Origin of the sequence: Ilyomonas limi (genome assembly GCF_005233845.1) — a bacterium.
GTDB classification, from domain to species: domain Bacteria; phylum Bacteroidota; class Bacteroidia; order Chitinophagales; family Chitinophagaceae; genus Ilyomonas; species Ilyomonas limi.
The window spans coordinates 1-2,267 of sequence record NZ_SZQL01000055.1 but is presented as its reverse complement, the minus strand read 5'-3'; the positions used below and the strand labels follow the sequence as shown (position 1 = coordinate 2,267).

The window sequence follows — 2,267 nt, the reverse complement described above, 5'->3', positions numbered from 1 at the left end:
GATTGCCATAATTGGTTTAGGCTATGTAGGGCTGCCGCTGGCGGTCGAGTTTTCGAAGTTGTACCCCGTCATTGGTTTTGATGTAAATGACAGGCGGGTGCAGGAATTACGGGCGGGTAATGATTACACCCTGGAAGTATGCAGCCACACCTTGCAAAGCGTATTGAAAAGTAACAATGAGGATACAACAGCAGCAGGATTGTTTGTGAGCAATCAGCCGGATGATTTGCCGGCAGCGAACTTCTTTATCGTTACCGTACCCACACCCGTGGACAAGTACAACCGTCCTGATCTTACCCCGCTGATCAAAGCCAGCGAAACGGTAGGCAAATGCCTCAAAAAAGGAGATATCGTTGTATATGAATCTACCGTCTATCCCGGTGTAACCGAAGAGGAGTGCGTCCCCATTCTTGAAAAAACATCAGGACTCCGGTTTAATGCCGACTTTTTTGTTGGCTACTCACCCGAGCGCATTAACCCCGGCGATAAGGAACATACCGTAACCAGGATAAAGAAGGTCGTCTCCGGCTCTACGCCCGCAACAGCACAGGCTGTCAATGAGGTGTATGGCAGCATTATCACTGCCGGCACCCACCTGGCACCCTCTATAAAGGTAGCAGAAGCAGCCAAGGTGATAGAGAATGCCCAGCGTGATATCAATATTGCTTTTATTAATGAGCTGGCGAAGATCTTCCGCCACCTCGATCTGGATACCGGAGAAGTATTGGCTGCCGCTGGCACCAAGTGGAACTTTCTGCCCTTTAAGCCCGGGCTGGTAGGCGGACATTGCATAGGGGTAGATCCCTATTACCTGGCACAGAAAGCCATGGAAGTAGGCTACCATCCCGAGATTATTCTGGCTGGTCGCCGCCTCAACGATGGCATGGGCAGCTATATAGCAGGGGAGGTGGTTAAACTGCTGGTGAAAAAAGGAATGCAGGTGGTAGGCAGCAGAGCTTTGGTGCTGGGGATTACCTTTAAGGAGAACTGTCCGGATGTAAGAAATACCAAGGTGGTGGACATCATCACGCACCTGCAGGCTTATCACATTCAGGTTGATGTGTACGACCCGTGGGCAAACCCTCAGGCTGTTATGCACGAGTATGGCATAGCCACCATGCAGCAACTGCCCCAGGGCTGCCACTATGATGCAGTAGTGCTGGCAGTGGCACATCAGGAGTTCAGCTATGAGATGATAAAGAACATCTGCAATAAACCGTGTGTGCTCTTTGATGTGAAATCCGTCCTCAATAAAGAAGTAGTAGATGCCCGACTCTAAAAAATCAATCCATTGTATGTATCAGCAACCTTTTCATCCCCGCAATATCAGCAACAGCTCTTTTCTGGTAACAGGCGGTGCCGGCTTTATCGGCTCCAATATTGTTGAATATCTCATTAAGTACAACGCCGGTAAGGTAAGCGTACTCGACAACTTCAGCACCGGCAGCATTACCAATCTGCAGGATTATTTACCGCTCTCCAGCTTTGAACTGATAGAAGGTGATATACGTAATGCAGATACCTGCCACCAGGCAGCCAAAGGCGTGCAGTATGTATTACACCAGGCAGCACTAGGCTCGGTGCCGCGCTCTGTCCATGATCCCATTACCAGCAACGATGTAAATGTGGGCGGCTTTGTAAACATGCTGGTAGCTGCGCGGGATGCCGGTGTACAGCGCATGGTGTATGCCGCCAGTTCCAGCACGTATGGCGATCATCCGGCTTTACCAAAAACAGAAGATGCCATTGGCAAGCCTTTATCCCCTTATGCCGTAACCAAACTGGTCAACGAACTATATGCCGATGTGTTTTCCCGTGTATATGATTTTCACACTATTGGTTTGCGTTATTTTAATGTGTTTGGACCAAAGCAAAACCCTGAAGGTCCTTATGCAGCCGTTATCCCTTTATTTGCAGAAGCGGCACTAAGAGGCGAAAGTGTGTATATCAACGGCGATGGGCAGACGAGCCGTGATTTTACTTTCGTAGAGAATGCTGTACAGGCAAACATACGCGCCTTATTTGCCGAAAACCTTACCCGGCATGAGGTTATAAATATTGCTTATGGTGAGCGTACAACCCTGAACGAACTCTGGCAGTACATTGCAGCACACACCGGTAACAGCAATACCCCTGTTTATCGTGAGGAGCGAAAGGGAGACGTAAAACACAGCCTTGCCGATATCTCTAAAGCAAAGCAACTGATCGGCTATCAGCCCCAAATAAATATACAGGAAGGACTGAATTTAACTATTCCATGGTACGCG

Annotated in this window: 2 protein-coding genes; both read left to right on the top strand. The window is 48.9% G+C overall.

Annotated features, from left to right (window positions below; all coding sequences use genetic code 11):
• The first annotated feature begins 1 nt into the window (after position 1).
• Positions 2–1,279, top strand: coding sequence for a nucleotide sugar dehydrogenase (locus FC093_RS23490; RefSeq protein WP_240743429.1), 1,278 nt, complete (start codon positions 2–4; stop codon positions 1,277–1,279).
• A gap of 16 nt (positions 1,280–1,295) precedes the next feature.
• Positions 1,296–2,267, top strand: a 972-nt coding sequence (locus FC093_RS23485; protein WP_137264264.1) for an SDR family oxidoreductase, incomplete at its 3' end; no start/stop codon positions are given.